At 71.8% G+C, this 18,442-nt stretch carries 19 protein-coding genes; 11 read left to right on the forward strand and 8 right to left on the reverse strand.

The genetic code is table 11. From position 1 onward, the window contains the following. The first annotated feature begins 123 nt into the window (after positions 1–123). Entirely contained in the window at positions 124–2,148 is a 2,025-nt protein-coding gene (locus CLV56_RS19100) for a vWA domain-containing protein (protein ID WP_100415453.1), read from the forward strand. A gap of 30 nt (positions 2,149–2,178) precedes the next feature. Here the strand turns inward: CLV56_RS19100 and CLV56_RS19105 are convergent, their stop codons facing one another. Beyond that, positions 2,179–3,060 (reverse strand): LysR family transcriptional regulator, encoded by an 882-nt coding sequence (locus CLV56_RS19105; protein WP_039364992.1) that lies wholly within the window; start codon positions 3,058–3,060, stop codon positions 2,179–2,181. 83 nt (positions 3,061–3,143) lie between these two features. Here CLV56_RS19105 and CLV56_RS19110 point away from each other — a divergent pair, with 83 nt between their 5' ends. Next, positions 3,144–4,397, forward strand: coding sequence for an MFS transporter (locus tag CLV56_RS19110; RefSeq protein WP_245857992.1), 1,254 nt, complete (start codon positions 3,144–3,146; stop codon positions 4,395–4,397). 23 nt (positions 4,398–4,420) lie between these two features. Here CLV56_RS19110 and CLV56_RS19115 read toward each other — a convergent pair whose 3' ends face one another. Next, complete coding sequence (locus CLV56_RS19115; RefSeq protein WP_245857993.1) at positions 4,421–5,107, reverse strand: TetR/AcrR family transcriptional regulator; 687 nt, start codon at positions 5,105–5,107, stop codon at positions 4,421–4,423. A gap of 91 nt (positions 5,108–5,198) precedes the next feature. Here CLV56_RS19115 and CLV56_RS19120 point away from each other — a divergent pair, with 91 nt between their 5' ends. The 3 genes from CLV56_RS19120 to CLV56_RS19130 all read left to right on the forward strand — a co-directional run bounded on the left by CLV56_RS19120 (position 5,199) and on the right by CLV56_RS19130 (position 8,983). Further along, positions 5,199–6,797, forward strand: coding sequence for an acyl-CoA carboxylase subunit beta (locus CLV56_RS19120; protein ID WP_100415456.1), 1,599 nt, complete (start codon positions 5,199–5,201; stop codon positions 6,795–6,797). Next, a complete protein-coding gene (locus tag CLV56_RS20885; protein WP_170224827.1) occupies positions 6,794–7,138 on the forward strand; it encodes an acyl-CoA carboxylase subunit epsilon in 345 nt (114 codons plus the stop codon). Before CLV56_RS19120 ends, CLV56_RS20885 begins: the two co-directional genes overlap by 4 nt. Positions 7,139–7,201: 63 nt before the next feature. Further along, the gene (locus CLV56_RS19130; RefSeq protein WP_039364988.1) at positions 7,202–8,983 is read left to right on the forward strand and encodes an acetyl/propionyl/methylcrotonyl-CoA carboxylase subunit alpha; all 1,782 of its coding nucleotides are present in this window, start codon (positions 7,202–7,204) and stop codon (positions 8,981–8,983) included. 85 nt (positions 8,984–9,068) lie between these two features. On the opposite strand, the gene CLV56_RS19135 is transcribed toward CLV56_RS19130, so the two are convergent. Genes CLV56_RS19135 through CLV56_RS19145 form a run of 3 tightly spaced genes read right to left on the reverse strand, consistent with a single transcriptional unit; the run spans position 9,069 to position 10,936 of the window. Further along, complete coding sequence (locus CLV56_RS19135; protein ID WP_039364985.1) at positions 9,069–9,530, reverse strand: GNAT family N-acetyltransferase; 462 nt, start codon at positions 9,528–9,530, stop codon at positions 9,069–9,071. A 31-nt stretch (positions 9,531–9,561) separates the two neighbouring features. Next, the gene (locus CLV56_RS19140) at positions 9,562–10,572 is read right to left on the reverse strand and encodes a cation diffusion facilitator family transporter (RefSeq protein WP_245857994.1); all 1,011 of its coding nucleotides are present in this window, start codon (positions 10,570–10,572) and stop codon (positions 9,562–9,564) included. A 1-nt stretch (position 10,573) separates the two neighbouring features. After that, complete coding sequence (locus CLV56_RS19145) at positions 10,574–10,936, reverse strand: ArsR/SmtB family transcription factor (protein WP_039364982.1); 363 nt, start codon at positions 10,934–10,936, stop codon at positions 10,574–10,576. A 131-nt stretch (positions 10,937–11,067) separates the two neighbouring features. On the opposite strand from CLV56_RS19145, the gene CLV56_RS19150 reads away from it, so the two are divergent. Then, a complete protein-coding gene (locus CLV56_RS19150; RefSeq protein ID WP_100415458.1) occupies positions 11,068–11,523 on the forward strand; it encodes a MarR family winged helix-turn-helix transcriptional regulator in 456 nt (151 codons plus the stop codon). Then, a complete protein-coding gene (locus CLV56_RS19155; protein ID WP_039364920.1) occupies positions 11,520–11,942 on the forward strand; it encodes an organic hydroperoxide resistance protein in 423 nt (140 codons plus the stop codon). The genes CLV56_RS19150 and CLV56_RS19155 overlap by 4 nt, the downstream gene beginning before the upstream one ends. 258 nt (positions 11,943–12,200) lie before the next feature. On the opposite strand, the gene CLV56_RS19160 is transcribed toward CLV56_RS19155, so the two are convergent. Beyond that, positions 12,201–12,806, reverse strand: a complete 606-nt coding sequence (locus tag CLV56_RS19160) for a hypothetical protein (RefSeq protein WP_100415459.1) — start codon at positions 12,804–12,806, stop codon at positions 12,201–12,203. Further along, positions 12,772–13,203 (reverse strand): hypothetical protein, encoded by a 432-nt coding sequence (locus CLV56_RS19165; RefSeq protein ID WP_211288204.1) that lies wholly within the window; start codon positions 13,201–13,203, stop codon positions 12,772–12,774. Before CLV56_RS19165 ends, CLV56_RS19160 begins: the two co-directional genes overlap by 35 nt. A 101-nt stretch (positions 13,204–13,304) precedes the next feature. Here CLV56_RS19165 and CLV56_RS19170 point away from each other — a divergent pair, with 101 nt between their 5' ends. From CLV56_RS19170 to CLV56_RS19185, 4 genes are all read left to right on the forward strand, one after another. Further along, positions 13,305–13,883: a TetR/AcrR family transcriptional regulator gene (locus CLV56_RS19170; protein WP_245857995.1), complete on the forward strand. Its 579-nt coding sequence runs from the start codon at positions 13,305–13,307 to the stop codon at positions 13,881–13,883. Next, a complete protein-coding gene (locus CLV56_RS19175; protein ID WP_100415460.1) occupies positions 13,880–14,656 on the forward strand; it encodes an IclR family transcriptional regulator in 777 nt (258 codons plus the stop codon). The genes CLV56_RS19170 and CLV56_RS19175 overlap by 4 nt, the downstream gene beginning before the upstream one ends. Before the next feature lie 98 nt (positions 14,657–14,754). Then, positions 14,755–15,753, forward strand: a complete 999-nt coding sequence (locus CLV56_RS19180; RefSeq protein WP_100415541.1) for a PDR/VanB family oxidoreductase — start codon at positions 14,755–14,757, stop codon at positions 15,751–15,753. Positions 15,754–15,787: 34 nt separating this feature from the next. Continuing rightward, positions 15,788–16,990, forward strand: coding sequence for a cytochrome P450 (locus CLV56_RS19185; protein WP_039364911.1), 1,203 nt, complete (start codon positions 15,788–15,790; stop codon positions 16,988–16,990). 200 nt (positions 16,991–17,190) lie between these two features. Here CLV56_RS19185 and CLV56_RS19190 read toward each other — a convergent pair whose 3' ends face one another. Further along, positions 17,191–18,363: a LacI family DNA-binding transcriptional regulator gene (locus CLV56_RS19190; protein WP_211288205.1), complete on the reverse strand. Its 1,173-nt coding sequence runs from the start codon at positions 18,361–18,363 to the stop codon at positions 17,191–17,193. Positions 18,364–18,442: the final 79 nt, after the last annotated feature.

The raw sequence follows: 18,442 nt of genomic DNA on the forward strand, positions 1-18,442 counted from the left end.
CGCTCCCCGACAGGTCCGCGGCCCACGCGCCGACCTGACCTCGCGGTCTCGTACGGTGGGGCGCGGCTCCGTGCACTCGGGCCGGCGGCCGGCAGGCCCCGCGGAGCAGAAGGAGTCGCCGTCGTGTCGCCCCTCCCCCGGTTCGTGCGCACCGCCCTGTCCCTGACCGCCAGCTCCACCGTCCTCGTCGCCGGTCCGGCCTGGGTCGTCGCACCCGCCGCCGCGGACGAGACTCCCGGAGCGACCGACGGCGCCGCCGACCAGCGGATGCAGCTCGTGCTGGACTCGTCGGGCTCGATGGCCGAGCCGGCGCGCGGCGGCGGGACGAAGATCGACGCGGCCCGCACGGCGCTCGACCACGTGGTGGACACGCTGCCCGCGGACGCGACGGTCGGCATGCGGGTCTACGGCGCGACCGTCGACTCCGGCAGGGGCGCGTGCACCGACTCCCAGGAGGTGGTGGCGCCCGGGACCGACAACCGCGACCAGCTGCGGGCGGCCGTCGACGCGTACGAGCCGCTGGGCGAGACCCCGATCGGGTACGCGCTCGAACAGGCGGCCGTCGACCTCGGGTCCGAGGGGAAGCGCACGATCGTCCTGGTCTCCGACGGCGAGTCCACCTGCGCACCCGACCCGTGCAAGATCGCCCGTGGTCTGGCGAAGGACGGCATCGACATGCGCGTCGACGTGGTCGGGCTGTCGGTCGACAGGCGGACCCGCAAGCAGCTGCGCTGCATCGCCGACGCCGGCAACGGGTCGTACTACGACGCCGACGGCGCCGCGGACCTGACGAAGCGGCTCGAGGTGACCTCGACGCGCGCGTTCCGTCCGTTCCGGTTCACCGGCACCCCGGTCGACGGGGCGACCGAGGCGATCGACGCGCCCACCGTGACCGGCGGGCGGTACGTCGACACCTTCGACCCCGCCGGCGAGATGCTCCACTACCGGATCGAGCGCACGCAGCCGGGCACCACCGTGTACGTGTCCGCGACCACCCGCTCACCCGACGGAGCTCTGGTCGCGAGCCTCGGGCTCGACCTGTCCGACGAGGAGGGCAACCGGTGCGGGTCCTCCTCTCGCAGCATCAAGACGAACCTCTTCGGGGCACGTCCGCTCGTGTCGGTGTCGACGAGCTCCTGGGAGGAGGCGCGCGAGCAGACCCCGAGCACCCAGGAGACGCCGTCCGACCCGACCGCGACCCCCAGCGCGACCCCCAGCGCGGACCCGTGCGCCGACGGGTCCGTCCTGTACGCGTCGCTCAAGCGCCTGGTCGCGAGCGACGATCTCGATGGCGAGCCGTTCGAGCTGCTCGTCTCGGAGGAGCCGCCGTTGGTCGAGGGCGCGTACGACGACCTCCCGCCCGCGACCGAGTCGGTGCGCTGGACGGCGATCGAGCCCGAGGAAGCCCCGTCCAGCGTGGTCCCGGGAGACTCGCTCTCGAACGCCCCCGTGGTCGAGCCCGGGTCGTACGCGGGCGAGGTGCTCGGCGGCGAGACGCAGGTGTTCGCGATCCCCGTGGACTGGGGGCAGCAGCTCCAGGCGCAGCTCGACCTCGGCCCGCTGACCGAGCGGCAGTGGGACGCGACCGGCATCGCCTCCGGGATCAGCGTCGACGTCTTCGACCCCGATCGCACGCCGACGATCTCGACGCTGCGGATCGAGAACGAGCCGGAGTGGTGGCGCGACGGGTTCACCCAGCTGTTCGGCGAGGAGGTGAAGACCTACCGCACGGGTGCGACGACACCCGTGGTCCGCTACCGCAACCGCGCGGAGTTCTCGGCGCGCGACGGCGCTCGGGCCGGCGTCCGCTACGTCGAGGTCAACATGTCCACGAACGTCGACGACGGCGTCACCATCCCGTACACCCTGACGCTGCAGACCTACGGCACCGCCGGTGACGGCGCTCCGGAGTACGCCGAGGTGGACGGGCTGGACACCTCGACCGGCGTCGGCGCTCCCCCGACGACCGGCGCGGGCGGCACGTCGGACGACGGCGCCGACAGCGGGTCGGACGGCGACGCGGCCGCGGCGTCGGACGGTTCGACCGTGCCGTCCTGGCTGGTCGTCGCGCTCGGCGTGGTCGTGGCTCTGCTGCTCGCCGCGGTCGTCGCCGTGGTCGTGCTGGCGCGGCGCGCATCACGCAGCTGAGCTCGGCGCGTACGGGTGGGGCCGGCCGCCTCAGGAACCGCCGTCGGCCGCCCAGCGCTCGACGAACGCGCAGAACCGTGCCGCCGCCGGCGCGAGCGCGACGTCGGTCCGCCAGGTCAGCCCGATCGAGCGGCGGGCCCCGCGCGCCGCGAGCGTGATCCCGGCCGTGCCGGAGACGCCGGCCAGCGTCTCCGGCAGCAGCGCGACGCCGAGCCCGGCCGCGACCAGGCCCTCGATCGTCGCCAGGTCGGCGCTCTCGAAGGCGACCTGCGGCACGACCCCGGCAGCGCCGAACAACGAGTCGACCAACCGGCGGTAGCCGAACCCGACCGGGGTCGTCACGAGGTCCTCGCCGGCGAGGTCGACGAGCGAGACGCGGCGGCGGCCGGCGAGACGGTGCGACGGCGCCACCACCAGGACCAGGCGCTCCTCCTGGAGACCGATCCAGCCGAACGCCCCGGCCGGGCGCAGCGAGGTGACCGCGAGCTCGGCGGCACCGGATCCGAGGTCGCGGACGATCTCGTGACCCGGCTCCTGACGCAGCTCGATCCGGGCGCGCGGCGCGGCCTGGTGGAAGTCGCGGAGCAGGCGCGGGACGAGCGAGGTCGCCATCGAGTCGAGGAACGCGAGGCGCACCACGCCGCTGTCGGGGTCGAGGCGTTCGGCGAGGTCGGCGCGGAGCCGCTCGTACCGCTCGACGAGCTCGCGGGCCGCGGCGAGGGCGAGCTCGCCGTCCGGGTTCAGGACGACACCGCTCGGCACGCGCTCGAACAGCCGGACGCCGAGCTCCGTCTCCACCCGGCCGAGCGATCGCGACATCGTCGGCTGCGTGATGCCCAGAGCGGCCGCCGCATCGGTCACACCGCCGTGCTCGGCCACGGCGATCACGCCGGCCAGGTCGCGGATCTGCATGGGAGTGATCATACGGATATCGCATGGATAGGGCACTCTTGCGACATTTGCCGTATCGACAGGCGCGGCGCAGAGTGGACCGGGTGAGCAGCGACGCGATCACCGGGGGCGAGTGCGGACCCGACGGCGAGCGGGGCCACCGGCCCGGCAGCCGTGCGTACCGCCGGGTCTCGGTGTCGTTGTTCGCCGCTGGGCTGGCGACGTTCGCGCTGATCTACAGCACGCAGGCGCTGCTTCCCGAGCTCGCCGCCGACTTCGGAGTCTCCTCCGCCCAGAGCACGCTCTCGCTGTCGCTGACCACCCTCGGGCTCGCGGCGGCCCTGCTCGTCGCCGGGCCGCTGTCGGACCGCGTCGGCCGGACCCGCCTGATCCACCTGTCGCTGACCGCCTCCGCGATCATCGCCGCCGCCTGCGCGCTCGCACCGACCTGGCACGCGCTGCTCCTGCTGCGGCTCGCCGAAGGAGTCGCACTGGCCGGCCTTCCCGCGGTCGCCACCGCGTACCTCCGTGAAGAGCTCCATCCCGGCAGCCACGCCCGCGCGGCCGGCCTGTACGTCGGCGGGACCGCGATCGGCGGGATGGCCGGGCGGCTGGTCACCGGATCGGTCGCGGAGGCGTTCGGCTGGCGGTGGGGGCTCGCCACGATCGCGCTGGTGGCGCTCGCCTGCGCGGCGACCGTCGCCGCCCTCCTGCCCGCCTCGCGCGGCTTCGAACCCTCGCCGGCCGGGTGGCGGCACCTCGCGACGACGACGCGCCGCGCGGTGACCGATCCCGCGCTGCTCGCGCTGTACGGCGTGGGCGCGTGCTCGGTCGGCGCGCTGGTCGCCGTGTTCAACACACTCGGGTTCCGGCTCACGGAAGCGCCGTTCGGTCTCGGGCTCGCCGCCGCCAGCCTCGTCTTCCTCGTCTACCCGCTGGGCACGATCAGCTCGACCACGTTCGGCCGGCTCGCCGACCGCCTCGGGCGGCGCACGGTGCTCCCGCTCGGTTGCGCGATCGCGATCGGCGGCGTGCTGCTGACCGAGATCCCGACACTGCCCGGCGTGATCGTCGGCGTCGCGCTGCTGACCGCAGGGTTCTTCGCGGTCCACGGGGTGGCCAGCGGATGGGTCCCGGCCCGGGCGCACGCGGGCGGTGTGTCGGCCGGGCAGGCCGCGTCGCTGTACCTGTTCGCCTACTACGTCGGCTCGTCGGTCTTCGGCAGCGCTGCCGGCCGGTCGTGGTCGGGCGCAGGGTGGCCGGGCGTCGAGCTGCTCGCCGTCGGGCTCCTGCTGACGACGGCGGCCCTCGCCTGGCTGCTGCGCCGGACGCCGTCCCTGCTGCCCGCATCCGCCTGACGCCTGCGGTCCGCCCGCGCGGCTCAGGTCCGCCCGGCGCCGTTCGGCCCGGTCGACCACGCCGCGAGCGCACGAGACACGGCTGCCTCGACCGCGGCCGGCGACTCGCCCTCGCGTACGACGACCAGCGCGGCGGACGCGCTCGTACCGTCACCGGGCGGCTCGAAGATCCGGTTCACCTCGGCCAGCGCGCTGTCGATCGCGACCTGCGGATCGGTGGTCTCGCGCCGCAGCCAGCGCCGCAGCGCACGGTTGTGGGCAGCGACCACCGCAGCCGCCATCAGCTCCGCACGCAGCTCCGAGGTCTCCGAGCCGTCGCTCCACCGACTGATGTAGCGGCGGAACAGCTGTTGGTAGCGGGCGGTGCTGACCAGCTCGCGCTCGCGCAGCGCCGGGACGGTCGTGGTCAACCGGTAGCGCTCACGGGCCCGCTCCCCCTCCGCGACGTAGTGGAACAGCACGATCCGGACGGCGTCGGAGACTGCCGCGATCGCCGAGGCCTCGCTGGACGCCTCCAGACGGTGCTCGACGCGGGACAGCAGCGTCTCGTGGTCGGGGAAGATCACCGCCTCCTTCGACCCGTACGAGCGGAAGAAGGTGCTGCGGCTGACTCCCGCGGCCGCCGCGATGTCGTCCACACTGGTGGAGTCGTAGCCCTGGCTGCCGAACAGCCGGAACGCCGCGTCGGCGATCGCCTGTCGAGTGCTCACGGGTCTCCTCGGGCCGGCATGGACAAGCACGTGCGTGAGTCTTAGTATCATCAACTGCAACTGAGTTTCAATCGATGAGCGGACGGATTCCTTGAGCGCAGAAGCGGCACCCGAACCGGAGCAGATCGACACGCACACCACGGCGGGCAAGCTCGCCGACCTCGACCGCCGCCTCGACCAGGCCGTGCACGCGGGCTCGGCCCGTGCGGTCGAGAAGCAGCACGCACGCGGCAAGAAGACCGCGCGCGAGCGGATCGAGCTGCTCTTCGACGAGGGCTCGTTCGTCGAGGTCGACGAGCTCGCCCGGCACCGCAGCACGGCCTTCGGCCTGGAGAAGAACCGCCCGTACGGCGACGGCGTCGTGACCGGCTACGGCACGGTCGACGGCCGCCAGGTGTGCGTGTTCTCCCAGGACTTCACGGTCTTCGGCGGCAGCCTCGGCGAGGTCTACGGCGAGAAGATCACGAAGATCATGGACCTCGCGATCAAGACCGGCTCGCCGATCATCGGCATCAACGAGGGCGCCGGCGCGCGGATCCAGGAGGGTGTGGTCTCGCTCGGCCTCTACGGCGAGATCTTCAAGCGCAACGTGCACGCGTCCGGCGTGATCCCGCAGATCAGCATGATCATGGGCTCCTGCGCCGGCGGCCACGTCTACTCCCCCGCCGTCACCGACTTCACGATCATGGTCGACGGCACCTCCAACATGTTCATCACCGGCCCCGACGTCATCAAGACCGTCACCGGCGAGGACGTCTCGATGGAGGAGCTCGGCGGCGCCCGCGCCCACAACACGAAGTCGGGCAACGCGCACTACATGGCCTCCGACGAGGACGACGCGATCGAGTACGTCAAGGCGCTGCTGTCGTTCCTCCCGCAGAACAACATGGAGGATGCGCCGTCCTTCGAGGACCCGGCGGACCTCGAGCTCAGCGACGTCGACCTCGCGCTGGACACGCTGATCCCGGACTCCCCGAACCAGCCGTACGACATGCACACCGTGATCGAGTCGGTGCTGGACGACGAAGACTTCCTCGAGGTCCAGCCGCTGTTCGCCCCGAACATCCTGATCGGGTACGGCCGCGTCGAGGGCCGCAGCGTCGGCGTGGTCGCGAACCAGCCGATGCAGTTCGCGGGCACGCTCGACATCGACGCCTCGGAGAAGGCAGCGCGGTTCGTCCGGACCTGCGACGCCTTCAACATCCCGGTGCTCACGTTCGTCGACGTCCCGGGCTTCCTGCCGGGCACCGACCAGGAGTGGAACGGCATCATCCGCCGCGGCGCGAAGCTGATCTACGCCTACGCCGAGGCCACCGTCCCGCTGCTCACGGTGATCACGCGCAAGGCGTACGGCGGAGCGTACGACGTGATGGGGTCCAAGCACCTCGGCGCCGACCTCAACATTGCGTGGCCGACCGCGCAGATCGCGGTGATGGGAGCGCAGGGCGCGGTCAACATCCTGCACCGCAAGACCCTCGCCGCGGCCGACGATCCGGACAGCAAGCGGATCGAGCTGATCGACGAGTACGAGCAGACGCTCGCCAACCCCTACATCGCGGCCGAGCGCGGCTACATCGACCAGGTGGTCCAGCCGCACGAGACCCGCGCCGAGATCGTCCGCGGCCTGCGGCTGCTGCGCACCAAGCGCGAGACGCTGCCGCCCAAGAAGCACGGGAACATCCCGCTGTGAGCGCCGACCCCACCCCCGTCGGTCGAGGCGCGAGCGACGACCCCACCCCCGTCGGTCGAGGCGCGAGCGACGACCCCACCCCCGTCGGTCGAGGCGCGAGCGAAGCGAGCGATCGAGACCCCACCACACCCCTCCTTCGCATCGTCAAGGGCGACCCGACGCCGGAGGAGACCGCGGCGCTGGTCGCGGTCGTGAGCGCCCGCGCGGCCGCAGCCGCAGCAGCGGCCGCGGCGAACACCCGCCCGAAGCGCCGCTCCGCGTGGGGCGACCCGGCCCTCGCCGTACGCCCGCCGCACCGTCACGGCCCGGACGGCTGGCACCGTTCGGCGCTCGCCCGCTGACTCCCGGGCCGACCGGGCCCACCGACCACCGACTTCGCCACACAACCACAGGAGCCCCATCGCATGACTGGACCCACCGTCACCCCTCTGCAGAAGGTGCTGGTCGCGAACCGCGGCGAGATCGCGGTCCGGGTGGTGCGCGCGTGCAAGGACGCCGGCATCGGCAGCGTCGCGGTGTACGCCGACGCCGACCGTGACGCGCTGTTCGTCAAGCTGGCCGACGAGGCGTACGCGCTCGGCGGCGTGACGCCGGCGGAGACGTACCTGTCGATCGAGAAGATCGTCGAGCTCGCGAAGCGCAGCGGCGCCGACTCGGTCCACCCCGGGTACGGATTCCTCGCCGAGAACGCCGACTTCGCCCAGGCCGTGATCGACGCCGGCCTGATCTGGATCGGCCCCCCGCCGGCCGCGATCGAGGCCCTGGGCGACAAGGCCAAGGCCAAGCACATCGCCGAGCGGGCCGACGCGCCCTTGGCGCCGGGCACCAAGGACCCGGTCGCCGACGCGGACGAGATCATCGCGTTCGCGGAGGAGCACGGCCTTCCGGTCGCCATCAAGGCTGTCTTCGGCGGGGGCGGCCGCGGCCTGAAGGTCGCCCGCACGCTGGAGGAGATCCCCGAGCAGTTCGACTCCGCGGTCCGTGAGGCGGTCACCGCCTTCGGTCGGGGCGAGTGCCTCGTCGAGAAGTTCCTCGACAAGCCGCGGCACGTCGAGACACAGTGCCTGGCCGACTCTCACGGCAACGTCGTGGTCGTCTCGACCCGCGACTGCTCGCTGCAGCGCCGTCACCAGAAGCTCGTCGAGGAGGCGCCCGCGCCGTTCCTCACCGACGACCAGCTCGAGCGCCTCTACTCCTCGTCGAAGGCGATCCTGCGCGAGGCCGGCTACGTCGGCGCGGGCACGTGCGAGTTCCTCGTCGGCACCGACGGCACGATCTCGTTCCTCGAGGTCAACACCCGCCTGCAGGTCGAGCACCCGGTCTCCGAGGAGGTCACCGGGCGCGACCTCGTCCGCGAGATGTTCCGGATCGCCGCCGGCGAGGAGCTGGGGTACGACGACCCGGAGATCCGCGGACACTCGATCGAGTTCCGGATCAACGCCGAGGACGCGGGCCGCAACTTCCTCCCGGCGCCGGGGACGCTCGCGCGGTTCGAGCCGCCGTCGGGCCCAGGCGTGCGGATGGACTCCGGCTACGTCGAGGGTGAGACGGTCCCGGGCTCGTTCGACTCGCTGATCGCGAAGTTGATCGTCACCGGCGCGACCCGCGAGCAGGCGATCGAGCGCTCGCGTCGCGCGCTGGACGAGTTCGTGATCGACGGCATGCCGACCGTGATCCCGTTCCACCGCCGCGTGCTCGACGACCCCGCGTACAACGCGGCCGGCGGCACGTTCGGCGTCTACACGACGTGGATCGAGACCGACTTCGACAACGACATCGCGCCGTACGAGGCGGTGCCGGCGGACGCGCCCGAGGCCGGTGAGCGTGAGTCCGTCACGGTCGAGGTCGGCGGCAAGCGGCTCGAGGTCGTGCTGCCCGCGGGGATGGGCGCGATCGGCGCCGCGGCCGCAGCGGGCGGCGCGAAGAAGCCGAAGCGCGGCAAGAAGGCCGGCGGCGGTGCTGCGGCCGGCGGCGACGCGCTCGTCTCCCCGATGCAGGGCACGATCGTCAAGACCGTGGTCGAGGACGGTCAGACCGTCGCCGAGGGCGAGCTGATCGTCGTGATCGAGGCGATGAAGATGGAGCAGCCCCTGAACGCGCACAAGGCCGGCACGGTGACCGGACTGAACGCGACGCCGGGCGAGACCCTCGCCGCGGGCGCGGTCGTCTGCGAGATCAAGGACTGACCTCTGACGAACGACGATGCATCCGGACCACCTCACGGTCCGGATGCATCGTCGATTCGCATCAGCCTGCGTCAGGCCGTGCAGGTCAGAGCGTCAGGGTCATGAAGGTGCTGTTCGGGTCCTCGCGGTAGGCCCCGAACGGCGCGCACTCGGTGAACCCCGCGGACGCGTACAGCGCCCGGGCCGGTGCGAAGTACTCCATGCTCCCCGTCTCCAGCGAGACGCGTTCGACGCCGCGGTCCCGTGCGTCGTAGAGCATCCAGGTGAGCATGCGGCGGGCGAGGCCCTCACCCCGTACGGAGGGGTCGGTGCGCATGCTCTTGATCTCCTCGTGGCCCGGCTCGAGCTCGACGATCGCGCCGGTCCCGCGGATCACCTCGCCCTCGCGTACGACCCACATCCGTACGTTCGGAGCGCGCAGCGCGTCGAGGTCGAGCGCATGTCGGCTCTCCGGCGGAGCGGTCGGCTCCATGTCGTCGAGGTGCTGCTGGAGGAAGGCGGCCAGCTGGGGGTCGTCGAAGTTGGCCGGCTCGATCAGGAGGTCCACCGGGACATTCTGCACTTGCCCGACAAACCCGTCAGGCGGCGGCCGACGGAGTCGTGGTGATGTCGACGCGCCCGGCACTGGGCAGAGCCCTCCGTACGGCAGCGGCTGCGCGACCGGCGATGGCGTCAGCTGCCGCCACGCTGGTGCCCGGAGAGACCGCGACGCTCACCTGAACCAGCAGACGGTGCCCGGACCACCGCAACCGGACGTCGGTCGTGCGCTCGACGTCCGGGACCTCGACGAGGGCCTGCTCGACCTGCGCGACCAGGCCGGGGTCGACGCCGTCGAGCAGGCGACGGCCGACATCGCGTGCGGTTCCGGCGAGCAGGACGACGATGGCGGCTGTGATGACGAGCCCGACGATCGGGTCGGCGAGAGGAAAGCCGGCCCAGACGCCGCCGGCGCCGATCACCACCGCGAGCGACGTGAACCCGTCCGCCCGTGCATGCACGCCGTCGGCGACCAGCGCCGCCGAGCCGATGCGCCGCCCCACACGGATGCGGAGCACCGCGACGGCTTCGTTGCCGGCGAACCCCACGACACCGGCTGCTGCCACCCACCCGAGGTGCTCGAGCGGTTGGGGGTCCGCGAGGCGCCGGACGGACTCGACGCCGGCCACCAGTGCGGACAGTGCGATCATCGCGACGACGAACAGGCCGGCCAGGTCCTCCGCACGTCCGAACCCGTACGGGTAGCGCGGCGATGCCGGGCGCCGGGCGAGCACGAAGGCGATCCAGAGCGGAATCGCCGTGAGTGCGTCGGAGACGTTGTGGATCGTGTCGGCGAGCAGCGCAACCGATCCACTCACGACGACGATCACGAGCTGAGCCGCGGCGGTCAGGCCGAGAAGGACGAGGCTGACCTTCACCGCGCGGATACCCGCTCGGCTGGCCTGGAGGGCGTCGTCGATCGAGTCGGAGACGTCGTGCGAGTGCGGGACGAACACGCCCTTCAGCCATGCCCGGACGCCGTGGGCGTGACTGTGCCCGTGGCTGTGCGCGTGACCGTGCCCGTGGCTGTGCGCGTGGCGGGTGGCGTCCACGTCACGCTCCACGTGCGGACGGGGCATGGTGCGCGGGCTGCTCGTCGACCGCGTGCTCGGCCTGGAAGACGGCCTGGGTGACGAGCGTCCGAGCGTGCTCGTCGACGAGCGAGTAGTACACACGGTTCCCCTCCTGGCGCGCACGCACGATCCGCCCCCACCGCAGCTTCGCGAGGTGCTGGGAGACCGCCGCCGGCGACTTCCCCACCGTCTCGGCCAGGTTGCCCACCGAGGACTCGCCTGAGCGCAGCACCAAGATGATCCGGATCCGCGTCGGGTCCGCGAGCAGCGTGAAGACCTCGGCGGCGAGATCCACGTACGGGCTGTCGATCCCGACCTGGACTTCCTTAGTATCTGCGTGCATACGCAGATACTAATGCGATCTCGCGATGCCGGAAACCCTTCCCCTGTTCTCCACCTCGAGGCCATGGGGTGCAGGCCTGGACGCAATGAGTTGTGCACAACTGAATTGCGCGCAATACTTACCGCGTGGCCATGCCGACACTCGACCAGCAGCTGTGCTTCGCGCTCTACTCCGCGTCCCGCGCGATGACCGCGTCGTACCGTCCGCTGCTCGCCGAGCTCGGCATCACCTACCCGCAGTACCTCGTGATGCTCGTGGTGTGGGAGCAGGAGCGCCTCAGTGTCGGGGACCTGGGCGAACGCCTGCGACTCGACAGCGGCACCCTCTCCCCGCTCCTCAAGCGACTGGAGTCGGCCGGGCTGGTCCGCCGTGAGCGGTCGGCCTCCGACGAGCGGGTCGTGGACGTCGTGCTGACCGACGACGGTCGGGCCCTGGAGCAGCGGGCGCGCGACGTTCCGCGCCAGGCGTACCTCGCCACCGGCCTGAGCCTCGACGAGTCGGCAGACCTGCGCGATGCGGTTCGCCGACTCGCGGACTCTCTGGACGAGAACCGACACGATCCCCATCGACGGAAGGACAGCGCATGACCCCCCTCTACACCGCTGAAGCACTCGCCACCGGCGACGGACGCAACGGCTCCGGCCGCTCCTCCGACGGCCGCGTCGAGGTCGACCTCGCGATCCCCAAGGAGATGGGCGGGAGCGGCGACGGGACGAACCCGGAGCAGCTCTTCGCGGTCGGCTACGCCGCATGCTTCCACTCAGCACTGCGCAGCGTCGCCCGCGCCACCAAGGCCGACGTGTCCGACTCGACCGTCGGCGCGCGGGTCTCGATCGGCCAGAACGGCGAGGGCGGGTTCGGACTCGCCGTCGAGCTCGAGGTCGCCCTGCCGAACCTCGACCGCGCCACCGCCGAGCAGCTGACCGAGCAGGCCCACCAGGTCTGCCCGTACTCGAACGCGACCCGCGGCAACATCGAGGTCACCCTCACCGTCACCGACGACTGAGGGCTGCGTACGACCGCGGCCCCTGCGCCCGCCGTCCGGTCCCGGGCTGGCGGTGAGTGGGTTCCCACGCAGCGCGAGCCCGTGGGAACCCACTCACCACCCCCGCCCGGCGGTGAGCTGGTTCCCACGCAGCGCATGCCCGTGGGAACTCACTCACCACCCCCGGTCGGCGGTGAGCTGTTTCCCACGCAGCGCGTGACCGTGGGAACTCACTCACCGCCGGCCCCGCCGGCGGTGCGAGCCGGCGCCCGCCCTCGTTCACCCCACGACGGCGATCGCGAGTGCGCCCGCGCCGAGGGTGATGTCGAGTCCGGCGCACCACTGCGCCATTGATGGCGCGACCACGACGCGCCGCCTGAGGTGGACGATGTCCCACGCGCCGTGCGCGAGCAGACCGATCGCGACGACGACCACCGCGGCCCCGGTGTCGAGCCAGACGGTGCTGAGGACGCACGCGATGAATCCGAATCCCGCCCACCCCTGCCACGCCTGCTCACGCGGCGGCGGCCGCCACCTCCCCTGGATCGCACCGAGGACGACGACCTCGAGCGTGACGATCGTGATGAGGGCGATCCCGGGTACGGGGAGCAGCTCGCCCGCGAGATGGATGGCGACCACGACTGCGAGCAGGGGCCACGACCACGCGGGCCGTCCCGCGTAGGCGATCACGGCGTACCCGCCGGTGGCGAGCAGGAGCACGGTCAGGATCCCGTCCAGATCGTGCGGGTCGGAGACGAGCTGGAAGACGCCCGCCGCGATGCCGATGAGCGCGGGCGTCCATGACAGCCACGTACGCCACCACGCGGGGCGCCGTGCGGCCGGGCCCGACTCATCCCCCAGCGGCCGGGTGAGGCTCCGGTGCACGATCCACCTCCGCTCCGTGACGGTGCGCGTACTCGTGCGGTCGCCGCAGCATGACGGCCAGCATCAGCACGACCATCGCGACGTGACCGAGCGCGTACATCGCGTCACCGCCGATCGCACCGGCCCACAGCAGCGGGAAGAACAGCACGAACCCCGCGTACATCGCCAGCGACATCTCCCAGATCGCAGCCCGGCCGTGCCCGCGGAACCACATCCATGCCGCCATCGGCACGGCCATCGCCGTCGCCATCGCCAGCGCGTCGATCTCGGCCCAGCCCATCCACGCGGCGTCGGTCGCGTCCGCGACAGCGCGCCACGGCGGGTGCAGCAGCATCATCCCCAGCACCATCGCCAGGATCATCTCGGCGAAGTGCCGTACGAAGCGAACGACCGTCATCTCTCTTCCCCCGATCTCGTACACCTGTGTTCGAGATCGCGACACTACCACAAACTCGAACATGGCTGTACGAGATAAGTTCCTGCACCACAATGGGGTTCGTGACCGACGCCAGCCCCGCGCCCAAGCGCGCCGACGCCCGGAAGAACATCGCCGCGATCATCGACGCCGCCGCGCGCTGTCTCGCGCGCAACCCGGATGCCACGATCGCCGAGATCGCGGACGAGGCCGGCGTCGGACGCGTCACGCTCTACGGGCACTTCGACTCGCGCGCGGCCCTGATCGAGCAGGTCGTCGACACCGTGATGACGCGCGCGGAGGACGAGCTGACCGCTGTGGACCTCGACGGGGATCCGATCGACGCGATCACGCGACTGCTGTCGGCCTCCTGGCGCGTCACCCACCGCACCGGCGCGCTCGTCCAGGCCGCCGAGAAGACGCTGAGCCCCGACACCCTCCGGACCGCGCACGAGCAGCCCGTCGTACGGATGCGCGCGCTGCTCGAGCGCGGCCGGTCCGCAGGGAGCTTCCGAACCGACCAGCCCGTGACGTGGCAGGTCACCATGATCCAGAGCATCCTCCACGGCGCCTCGGCCGCCGTGACCCGCGGCGACCACACGGCCGACGATGCCGAGCCGCTCCTGGTGAGCTCCATCCTGAGCGCGCTGGAGCCGCGGTGACCCCAGGCCCCTCAGCGGCGCCGGAGCCGCCCGACGGTGTGCTCGCCCGTGCGGTGAGGATCCTCAGCGCGTTCGACACCCGCTCGACGGCGCTGACGGTCTCCGAGCTGTCCCGCCGCTCCGGACTGCCGTTGTCGACGACCTCGCGGATGGTCGCGGAGCTGGTCCGCCACGACCTGCTCGCCCGCACCGACGACGGCCGCCGGATCCGCGTGGGCGTCCGACTCTGGGAGCTCGGATCCCGGGCGGCCCCGACACGTGGTCTGCGCGAGGCTGCGTTGCCGTTCATGGAGGACCTGCACACCGTCGTACGCCACCACGTGCAGCTCGGCGTGCTCGAGGGGCACGACGTGCTGTTCGTCGAACGGCTCTCTGCCCGCAACGCCGTCATCAACGTCACCGAGGTCGCGGGCCGCCTCCCGCTGCACGCGTCGTCGAGCGGCCTCGTCCTGCTCGCGCACGCGGACACGGAGGTTCAGGCGATGGTGCTCGCCGGGCCCCTGCGCCCGTACACCGCGGACACCATCACCAGCCCGGACCGTCTTCGCGTCCACCTGGCCGAGATCCGCCGGACCGGGTTCGTCCACACGCCCGGCCACATCCGACCCGCGGCGGCCGGCGTGGCCGTGCCGGTCCGCGACGACCGCGACCGCGTGATCGCGGCGCTCGGCGTGGTGGTGCCCAACGACGACACGGCCGTACGGGTGGTTCCGGCGCTGCGGGCCGCAGCCCAGGGCATCCAGCGGACGATGACGACGCCGGATCGCGCGTGACGCGGGCCGCGGCGGGCGCGTGACGCGGCGCACACAACCCTCCCACTGAGTGGAACGGGTCTTCGCCGGCACCGCTCCGCGGACCGACGATCGTGACCGTGCTCACATCCTCACCGCAGCCGTTCACCGCCACCGCGGCGCCGACCGGCGACGCCGACAGCCGGACCACGGTGACGGTCGTCGCCAAGCGCCTCGTCGCCGACGGTGTGTGCGAGCTGACGCTCGCCGACCCGTACGGCCGCCGCCTGCCCGACTGGACGCCGGGCTCGCACATCGATCTCGTGCTCCCCGGCGACCACGTCCGGCAGTACTCGCTGTGCGGCGACCGGCGCGACGCCACCACGTACACGATCGCCGTCCTGCGTGAGCCCGACGGCCGCGGCGGCTCCGCAGCGGTCCACGACGACCTCGAACCGGGCGACCTGCTCGGCATCGGCGGCCCGCGGAACCACTTCCGGCTCTCCCCCGCACCGCATCATCTGTTCATCGCGGGCGGCATCGGGATCACGCCGATCCTGGCGATGGTGCGCGCGGTCGAGGCGATGGGCGGGTCGTGGGAGCTGCTGTACGGGGGACGCAGCCGGTCCTCGATGGCGTACCTCGAGGAGCTCGAGGCGTACGGGTCGCGGGTCCGGGTCGTGCCGCAGGACGCCGAGGGCCTCCTCGATCTCGGCGCGGCGATGGCGTCGCTCCCCGAAGGGACGCGGGTCTCGTGCTGCGGGCCGGCTCCGTTGCTCGCCGCCGTCGAGGCGCGCGGCACCATGCTGCCGGCGGGATCGGTCCGTACGGAGCGGTTCGTCGCCGCCGACCAGCCCGCGCCCGTCCGCAGCACGTCGTTCGAGATCGAGCTGGCCGCGTCCGGCCGGGTCGTCGAGGTCGCGCCGGGCCGCCCGGTCATCGACGCGCTCGCCGACGCCGGCGTCCACGTCCTCACCTCGTGCCGCCAGGGCATCTGCGGCACCTGCGAGACCGGCGTCGTCGCCGGCGTCCCCGACCACCGCGACGCCCTGCTGTCCGACGACGAGCGCGAGCGCGGCGACACGATGTTCGTCTGCGTCTCCCGAGCGTGCAGCGACCGCCTCGTCCTCGACCTCTGAACCGCCCGCGACCTCACCCTCCCTGGAGCCGACCATGACCGTCCTCGACAGCGGAACCGCCCCGATCCTGACCGACGACCCGTTCGGCACCGAGGTGCTCAACGACCCGGCGCCGTTCCACCAGCGCCTGCGCGACGCCGGCCGGATCGCGTACCTGCCGCAGTACGACCTCTTCGCGATGGGGCGGTATGCCGACGTCCACGCCGCGCTGACCGACTGGCAGACCTTCCAGTCAGCGGCCGGGGTCGGGTTGTCGAACTTCCGGACCGAGAAGCCGTGGCGCCCGCCGAGCCTGCTGCTCGAGGCGGATCCGCCCCACCACGACGCGCCCCGGCACGTGCTCGAGGAGATCCTCAACCCGCGGCGTCTCCGCAGCCTGCGCGATCAGTGGTTCGCCGACGCGGAGACGCTGGTCGACGAGCTCCTCGACCGGACCGAGCTCGACGGGGCGCACGACATCGCCGACGTGTTCCCGCTGCGGGTGTTCCCCGACGCCCTCGGACTCCGCCCCGACGGTCGGGAGAACCTCCTCCCGTACGGGGACCACGCCTTCAACGCGTTCGGTCCCGCGAACGAGCTGGTCCACAAGGGTCTGGCGCGCATCGGCGACGTCTCCGCGTGGATCGGGGCGCAGTGCGAGCGCGAAGCGCTGGCGGAGGTCGGGTTCGGCGCCGACATCTGGGCGGCGGCCGACCGCGGCGACATCACGCACGCGATGGCGCCGCTGATCGTGCGTTCGCTGCTCACGGCCGGAGTCGACACGACGGTCCACGGGCTCAGCTCCGTGCTGCACGCGTTCGCCGAACAGCCCGACCAGTGGGAGCGGCTGCGGGCTCAGCCGAGTCTCGCGCGGGTCGCGTTCGACGAGGCCGTACGGCTGGAGTCGCCGGTGCAGACGTTCTTCCGTACGACGACCTGCGACGTCGACGTGGACGGCGTGGTGGTTCCGGACGGGCACAAGGTGCTGCTCGTGCTCGCCTCCGCCAACCGCGACCCGCGGCGGTGGACCGACCCCGACCGCTTCGACCTGTCCCGCGACCCGTCCGGTCACGTCGGCTTCGGGATGGGGATCCACCAGTGCGTGGGACAGCACGTCGCGCGGCTCGAGGCCGAGGCCGTCCTCACGGCGATGGCGCGCCGGATCGAGCGGATCGAGCTCGCCGGCACGGCCGTGCGGCACCACAACAACACGCTCCGCGGATGGCGCTCCGTCCCGCTCCGCATCACCCCGGCCTGACCGGCGCCGACGACGAGCTTCGCACCGTCCGCGCCCGGCCTCGGCAGTCACGGCCGCGGCGAGGTTGGGTACGCGGCAGGCCCGCAGCGTCCTGCACAGCCCCGCTCGCGGGGCCGCCGCGTGTCTGGTGCACCAGAGGGTGAGTCATTCCGTCCATCGTTGCGTGCGTACACCCGTGACCGAAGGGGGCGTTGTGACCGTCACGCGATCTTCATCGAGGAATCGCGGACGAGCACCTTCGGGGACAGGACCGCGCAGCGGTGGACGTGCTCCCCCGACTCCTCCACCTCGTCGGCAACCATTGCGGCGCCGACGCTGCCCATCTCGTGCCCAGGCTGCATGACGGTCGAGATGGGCAACGGGCTGTCCCACGCAGCCTGGTTGTTGTCGTAGCCGATGATGGCGACGTCGCGTGGGATCTGGATGTCACCACGACCCGCGAGAGACTGGACGATCCCTGCCGCCAGGAGGTCGGTGGAGGCAACGATGCCGTCCGCGTCTCCGTCGATGACCCGGCCGGCCAGGTCGGCACCGATACGCCATCCGTCAGCGCGGTTGATCCACGGGGGAACCACCTCGATCGCAGACACCCCGGACTCGGCGACAGCACGCCGGAACCCACGTGCTCGCTGCTGGATCGGTGCGAGCTTGTCCGGGCCCCCGACGAAGACCAGACGGCGGCGGCCTGTCTCGATCAGGTGGCGGGTCGCAAGGTAACCCCCCAGCTCGTCGTCGACGCTCACCGAGCAGAATCGCCCAGGATCGGCTCGGTGGTTGAGCATGACGACGGGTGTGCCCGAGGGAGCGATTCGGCTGATCGCGGCATAGTGCCCCGCGTCGTTCAGGGTGATCAGGATCCCGGACACCCGGCTCTGAGCGAAGACCGCAAGATAGCTGGCCTCGCGCTCCAGCCGGCCGTCGCTGTTGGCGAGAAGAAGTGTCCCGCCGGTCGACTCCGCCGTTTGCTCCGCTCCACGAGCGATGTCGACGAACACGGAGTTCCCGAGGTCGGAGACCACGAGCCCGAGCGCCTGGCTGGAGCCGGCGGCGAGCGAACGGGCGAGACCGTTCGGCACGTAGTCGAGCATGTCCATCGCGCGCCGCACCTTGTCCCGGGTCTTCGCCGCGACGCGGTCGGGATGGTTGAGCACGTTCGACACAGTGCCCTGCGAGACGCCAGCAAGTGCTGCGACGTCGGCGATGCCCGCACGTGCGCGACCTCCGGCTGCTGGCTCCGGCACGTCCTGCTCCCTTCTCGTCCGCGGTTCGGCCGGACACAGCATACGGCCCCGGCGGTCCTTCTTGATGCGCTTCAACTCCCGCGAGCCCGCGGTTCCCCGGGCTGCTTCCCCATCCAGGGTGCTGATGCCCACCATCACATTGTTTTTGAGCGGGAGAAATTTCGTAACCGGCGGTTGATGTGACGCAACGCACTCGTTACGGTCCTGGTCT

This window comes from Mumia flava (assembly GCF_002797495.1).
Lineage (GTDB): Bacteria > Actinomycetota > Actinomycetes > Propionibacteriales > Nocardioidaceae > Mumia > Mumia flava.

What these genes read in the sequence shown, in the direction of transcription:
- CLV56_RS19150 (WP_100415458.1), top strand. Translation starts at nt 11,068, where the DNA reads ATGCCGACACTCGACCAGCAGCTGTGCTTCGCGCTCTACTCCGCGTCC.
- CLV56_RS19145 (WP_039364982.1), bottom strand. Translation starts at nt 10,936, where the DNA reads ATGCACGCAGATACTAAGGAAGTCCAGGTCGGGATCGACAGCCCGTAC.
- CLV56_RS19130 (WP_039364988.1), top strand. Translation starts at nt 7,202, where the DNA reads ATGACTGGACCCACCGTCACCCCTCTGCAGAAGGTGCTGGTCGCGAAC.
- CLV56_RS19165 (WP_211288204.1), bottom strand. Translation starts at nt 13,203, where the DNA reads ATGACGGTCGTTCGCTTCGTACGGCACTTCGCCGAGATGATCCTGGCG.
- CLV56_RS19185 (WP_039364911.1), top strand. Translation starts at nt 15,788, where the DNA reads ATGACCGTCCTCGACAGCGGAACCGCCCCGATCCTGACCGACGACCCG.
- CLV56_RS19105 (WP_039364992.1), bottom strand. Translation starts at nt 3,060, where the DNA reads ATGCAGATCCGCGACCTGGCCGGCGTGATCGCCGTGGCCGAGCACGGC.
- CLV56_RS19155 (WP_039364920.1), top strand. Translation starts at nt 11,520, where the DNA reads ATGACCCCCCTCTACACCGCTGAAGCACTCGCCACCGGCGACGGACGC.